This is a genomic window from Deltaproteobacteria bacterium (genome assembly GCA_020845775.1).
In the GTDB taxonomy this organism is placed as follows: Bacteria; Bdellovibrionota_C; UBA2361; order SZUA-149; family JADLFC01; genus JADLFC01.
This window is the reverse complement of the sequence record JADLFC010000039.1, coordinates 1-5,595: the sequence shown is the minus strand read 5'-3', so window position 1 is coordinate 5,595 and position 5,595 is coordinate 1. Positions and strand designations below refer to the sequence as shown.

Here is a 5,595-nt window from a genome sequence, read left to right as displayed (position 1 = left end):
TTGTCCATTGCTATTGCAAGTTTAACAAATGGTAGTTCTTTTTTCCTTGTCGCAGTATTAGCATGTCATTGGTTAGTAGGTGCTCTTTTGTTAGCAGCAAAGAGCTGTCGCTAACTCGCTTGTCGTTTAAATAAATTCCACCGCCTTCGATGGCTCGCCTTGCTTCTGCTTTAGATTTTGCGAGTTTCGATAATACCATAATGTCTACTAGCGGAATGCCAACATCGAGTTCGGTTCGTTTAATAATCGTTGATGGGACGTGAGAGAACACTTCCCTAAGAGTGTCTTCACTTAGCGCAGCGATGTCTCCATCAAAAAAGGCTTTGCTAGCGAGTATAGCTTGCTCTGTTTCATGTGTGCCGTGGACTAGGCGAGTTAGCGTTTCAGCAAGCGCTTTTTGCGCCTTTCTTTCCTCCGGGTGTTTCTGAACAGTTGCAGCGAGTTCGTCAAGTTCATCCGAGGAGGTTTCTGTAAAAAGTGATAGGTAGCGAATTACATCCGCATCCTCAGTGTTTAGCCAATATTGGTAGAAGCGATAGGGCGAGGTCTTTTTAGCGTCGAGCCAAATTGTACCTTGCTCGCTTTTGCCAAACTTTGTGCCGCTTGCCGTCGTAAGCAACGGAAAGGTCATCCCAAAGACAGGAGTATGTGGGTTTTGCAGTTTCTTTTTTACGAAATCTATTCCAGCTGTAATGTTCCCCCATTGGTCGGAACCGCCCACTTGGAGCTTGCAGTTTTTGTTTTGGTAAAGCCAATAAAAATCATAGGCCTGAAGAATTTGGTAACTAAACTCTGTATAGCTAATGCCTTGCTCCCTTGCCTCTAAGCGAGATTTTACGGAATCCTTGAGAATCATTGAGTTTACGCTAAAATGCTTGCCGACATCGCGTAGGTACTCGAGCAAATTCAAGCAACCGAGCCATTGGTGGTTTTCAACGATTTCGAGAGGATTTTCTTTGCTCTCAATGAAAAATGGCAATAGCTGCTTCCTTATTCCGGCTAAATTTTCTTCAATTTGTTCAGCGCTTAAGAGTTGCCGTTCTGTGGATTTTCCAGAAGGGTCGCCAATCATTCCCGTAGCAGAGCCGAGTAACACAATCGGTCGATGCCCAGCTGCTTGCAAACGCCGCATGAGGATAAGTGGCAACATACTTCCGACGTGCAGACTATCGGCAGTAGGGTCGAACCCGCAGTAGAAAGTAAATTTTTCCTTAGCGAGCAAGTTATTCAGAGTATCGAAATTTGATACGTCGTGAATCAAACCGCGGCTTTGAAAAGATTCTAATAAAGATAACATATTAAATAAACAATATAGTTACGCCGATAATGAGAACAACTGAAGAACTAACCGCTAAGATAGCTAATCGTTTACGGCCCTTCGTCTCTGGAAATCAGTAGGACCACTTACGATAAATCTAATATCCTCGAAAGTCGGGCCATTCGGAACGAGGCGAAATTTCTCTAGGATTTCCGCCTTCCTAAGAGCGAGCTCTTGAGCCCATATGCCGTCGCTTACTTTAACTACCAAAATTTTACCTCGTACTATCTTCTCTGGTTTAGAGACAGCAGCAATTTTTCCGCCGACGATCTCCGTCCAGTGAAGTAAAACCTCGTACTGCTTAATTTTTTTTTCGAGACCCAAACTCTTAAACGTAGGGCCAAGCAAGCTTGCCACAGACTGCGCTGAAGATTTGCTTTTAAACCGATTAAATGTAGACGGAGGCTTTGTTTTCATTATTGTTGAGACTCCCCCTCGGTCGACGGAAGTATGTACACTACGTCCCTAGGTTTTGCCAAACCAAGTTCTTCACGGGCGATTTTCTCCAAATAAAAATCGTCCTCTCTAACCCTGTGCATTTTTTCCTTAACTTCAAAGATTTCCCTCTGTAGCTTGTCGTCTTCTTGTTTTGCGAGGTCGACATACTCGAACATGCGCAACAATTCCCGCACTCCGTGTTTGCCCTGAACGGTAAAAAACACGACCGAAAATGTCATTAAAAGTAAAACTAAGGGTGTGATTCTATGCATTTTTTAATCAGATCTTTTTTAATAATACGCCTTATGAATATAAACCATGGCGCGAGTCATTGCACTCCCTTTATGTGTCGTAAGAGTTGTTTTTGTTTTTAATTCGTAGAATAATCGCCGATTATGTTTCGCATCCGTTCTTTTTTTAAAGGAGTACTATGAGTTCGTCAGTTAGTGCATTGAAAGCAATTCAAGTTCTTGATTCGCGCGGAAACCCGACTCTCGCGGTGAGGGTTCTGTTAAGTGATGGCAGCATTGGAGAGGCTATGGTTCCATCCGGGGCGTCAACGGGAGAATTGGAAGCCGTTGAACTAAGAGATGCGGACAAGTCGAAATTTGGCGGCAAAGGGGTAAACAAAGCTGTTACTAATGTCAATACTACAATAGCTCGAGCCGTTATTGGCAAAGACGCTACTTGTCAGTCGGAAATAGACAAGTTTCTTTGTGCATTAGACGGCTCATCAAATAAGAGCAATCTCGGCGCGAATGCCATTTTAGGGGTAAGTTTAGCCATAGCACACGCTGCTGCAAGGGCTAAAGGCTTAGAGCTATATGATTACATTGGCAAGGGAAGTGGAACGCGCCTACCAGTGCCGCTAGTAAATGTAATTAACGGTGGCGCACACGCAAATAACGACCTGGATGTTCAAGAGTTCATGATTGTTCCGCACGGTGCGCCAAGTTTTTCCGAGGCCATTCGTTTTGCGGCTGAAACATTTCACGTATTGGGAAAACTTCTTAGCTCAGATGGCTATGATACGAGCGTCGGCGACGAGGGTGGGTATGCGCCTCGGTTTGAGTCACTGGAGATTGCCTTTGACTATCTTTTGAGAGCTATTGAAAAGGCTGGTTATAAGCCCGGTATCGATATCTCGTTGGCGCTAGATGTGGCCGCTAGCGAGTTGGTTGGCGAGCCGCACGGCGATAGAGAAAGTCTTTGGTATAATTTTAGTTTTTTGGGCAAGCAAAAGAGTTATGCAAGCGATTTGGTTTCTCTGTATGAAAAATGGCTCGACAGCTACCCAATCGTTAGCATAGAGGATGGTTTGGGCGAAGGCGATTGGCGGGGATGGGAAGAGTTGACAAAGCGACTGGGCTCAAGAGTTCAGTTAGTGGGAGATGATTTATTTGTTACAAATCCACAGCTCGTCATGAGGGGGATAGAAAGCCGGGTAGCAAATTCCGTCTTGATTAAACTTAACCAAATCGGAACGCTGACAGAAACTTTGGAAGCAATTGAGTGCAGTAGGCGCGGCGGGTATACCAGCGTAGTTTCTCACCGATCTGGCGAAACCTCCGATACGACTATTTCAGACTTGGCTGTTGGGGCAAATACTGGGCAGATAAAGACCGGCTCTATGTGCAGGGGGGAAAGAACGGCTAAATATAACCGCTTGCTCTGGATAGAAGACCAGCTAGGTGCTAGGGCAAGCTACAGGGATCCGTTTTCCTCAAGGTAGGAGCTAGTTTGCTGCATTGCCACCTCAATTTCGTAGCGCTTGTTAATTTCTTGCTTAAGTAAGTCTCGTACGGCCGTTAACTCGCCTTTGAGTTCGTTATTGCTCGCTGTCAATTTATTGTTGCTGGATTGAGTTTGCTTGTATTTTTGTAGCAGCTCGGAAAAGACCTGCCATACAAAAAAGGCAGAAAAAAAAGCCGTTAGGCTGATTACAAAAACAGCTATTTCGTTTGCGTCGCTCGGAAGAAATAACCATTTTCGAGATTTGGAGTAATTGCCTACGAGCAGGGAAAACGCATAGAGCAGCAGGCAGGAAATCATTATGGGCAAAAAGAAAGCCCGCCAGTCGTTTAGTCTTCTAAGTATTTTTAGGCAATAAACGAAACTAATAGCCAATATGACTATTGCGATAGACATAGTAGAAAACATATTTTACTCACTAATGCGCTAAGCGCCGGATTTTGTTATAGATATCAAACACGCTCCTCAATGTTAGCAAGGTTTTTAAGAAGTTACTATAATGTTTTTTTTGAGGACGGAGTTATGTCGTTTACAAAAAGCATTCCTGTAAATGACATAAATTTGCAGATGTAGTTTTTGCAATAATGTGCATTATGCTGCTAAAATTTGTGGATGGCAATTGTTGAATTTCCGGCTCTTAAATGGGCCAATGAAGATGGTTTACTGGCGGTTGGCGGCGATCTGGAGGTGGAGTCCCTGCTTCTAGCATATAGGTCGGGTATTTTTCCTTGGCCGATCTTTGATTCGAATCTAATTACGTGGTTTTCTCCCAAAAAGCGGGCTGTCCTCTTTCTAAAAGATTTTCACATTTCTCGAAGTTTGCGGGCAGTGCGCAGGCGCAGTTCTTGTTCCTTCGCCATCGACAAAGATTTTGCTCAGGTTATTAACGAGTGTGCCAAACTCGACAACCGAGATAAGGAGCTTGGCACTTGGATTACTCCCTCGATTATTGAGGCTTATATTGCATTACATAGCGCCGGCTATGCGCACAGCATCGAGTGCTACGAGGGAGAGGTTTTATTAGTTGGCGGCTTGTACGGAGTTTCAATTGGAAGTATGTTTGCAGGGGAATCGATGTTTTTTCGCCGCAGCGGAGCTTCAAAACTCAGTTTTTGCTTTCTCGTAGATTATTTGCTCGAGAAAGGCGTCGAGTGGATTGACTGCCAGCAAATGACGCCACTGTTAAAAAGTTTTGGCGCAGTTGAAATAGACCGCGACGTGTTCGTAGATTTGTTAAATGACGCCGTAAATCGACAGATGGAATTATTTTCTAAGTGAATATGCCGAAAAATTCAGGAGTCCACTAAAAGGAAGGAATAAGAGCGGCAACCTAAGCTAAAAACCCGGCAGAATTTTGTTTAATTCACAAGTGTAAAAAAACACTTGGAAAAAAATCAAAATATGCCAAAACCCAGAAAAAACCGCCTCTCTTATTCCTTGCTGAAACCACGGCTTCGTGGCCTCAGCGAAAAACAACAAGCGCGCTTTACCCCTATCTAAACTTCCAGGTTTCTCGATTCTCCGCACTGCCCGCGCCATTCTCTTAAGCTTCCAATTTAATCCTTGTTTGGATGCTTAAGAGCCTGAACTCCGCTTCAACAATTTAAGTATAACACAGCTTTTTTTTGGTTTGTGAAAAAATATTGCACTGAAAAGAAAAATTTTTCGTTGCAATGGAATTGAGTAAAAAGCGCGCTTTTTCACTGCATATCGAGTGACTCATTGACAAGCGCTCTAAATGCTTGATTTACCTAGCGACTAAGAGCTACAAACGATTACGATTTCTTAGTCTTGCTGCTGCGAGCTTTCTTGGGGGTGCAGCTTGCCTGTTCGCAAACTTCGCGTTCTGCTAAAAACCAGTGCTCCATCTCCCGACCCGAGGGCTTGCCTTCTGCAAGCCATATTTCGTACGCTCTAGCTCTTACGGCGTCATCTCGATTAGGTGCTAAATTGCTAATCTCTTCGGCAGTTATCTTAGACATAATTCCTCATCAGGTATTAACGACTTGAAACGATTCGCACAAACTTTCGCGCTTGTCAACGAGCGCAAGAAAAAGCTTAAAAATTACTACCGAATTGTCGTCAAG

The 5,595-nt window shown here is 43.9% G+C and carries 7 protein-coding genes; 2 read left to right on the top strand and 5 right to left on the bottom strand.

Features of this window, described 5'->3' with window-relative positions; translation table 11 throughout:
* Positions 1-10 precede the first annotated feature (10 nt).
* The 3 genes from IT291_02650 to IT291_02640 all read right to left on the bottom strand — a co-directional run bounded on the left by IT291_02650 (position 11) and on the right by IT291_02640 (position 2,028).
* Positions 11-1,297: a tyrosine--tRNA ligase gene (locus tag IT291_02650; protein MCC6220119.1), complete on the bottom strand. Its 1,287-nt coding sequence runs from the start codon at positions 1,295-1,297 to the stop codon at positions 11-13.
* Between the two features lie 63 nt (positions 1,298-1,360).
* Positions 1,361-1,735 carry a DUF721 domain-containing protein gene (locus tag IT291_02645; protein ID MCC6220118.1) on the bottom strand — a complete coding sequence of 125 codons (375 nt, stop codon included), beginning with the start codon at positions 1,733-1,735 and terminating at the stop codon, positions 1,361-1,363.
* Positions 1,735-2,028, bottom strand: coding sequence for a septum formation initiator family protein (locus IT291_02640; protein ID MCC6220117.1), 294 nt, complete (start codon positions 2,026-2,028; stop codon positions 1,735-1,737). The genes IT291_02645 and IT291_02640 overlap by 1 nt, the downstream gene beginning before the upstream one ends.
* A 158-nt stretch (positions 2,029-2,186) precedes the next feature.
* On the opposite strand from IT291_02640, the gene eno reads away from it, so the two are divergent.
* The gene (gene eno, locus IT291_02635; GenBank protein ID MCC6220116.1) at positions 2,187-3,488 is read left to right on the top strand and encodes a phosphopyruvate hydratase; all 1,302 of its coding nucleotides are present in this window, start codon (positions 2,187-2,189) and stop codon (positions 3,486-3,488) included.
* On the opposite strand, the gene IT291_02630 is transcribed toward eno, so the two are convergent.
* The gene (locus tag IT291_02630) at positions 3,461-3,904 is read right to left on the bottom strand and encodes a hypothetical protein (protein MCC6220115.1); all 444 of its coding nucleotides are present in this window, start codon (positions 3,902-3,904) and stop codon (positions 3,461-3,463) included. The two genes, eno and IT291_02630, sit on opposite strands and share 28 nt — an antisense overlap.
* Before the next feature lie 216 nt (positions 3,905-4,120).
* Between IT291_02630 and IT291_02625 the strand changes: the two genes are divergently transcribed.
* Positions 4,121-4,786 (top strand): leucyl/phenylalanyl-tRNA--protein transferase, encoded by a 666-nt coding sequence (locus tag IT291_02625; protein MCC6220114.1) that lies wholly within the window; start codon positions 4,121-4,123, stop codon positions 4,784-4,786.
* Between the two features lie 497 nt (positions 4,787-5,283).
* On the opposite strand, the gene IT291_02620 is transcribed toward IT291_02625, so the two are convergent.
* The gene (locus tag IT291_02620; GenBank protein MCC6220113.1) at positions 5,284-5,490 is read right to left on the bottom strand and encodes a DUF2934 domain-containing protein; all 207 of its coding nucleotides are present in this window, start codon (positions 5,488-5,490) and stop codon (positions 5,284-5,286) included.
* Between the last annotated feature and the right edge of the window lie 105 nt (positions 5,491-5,595).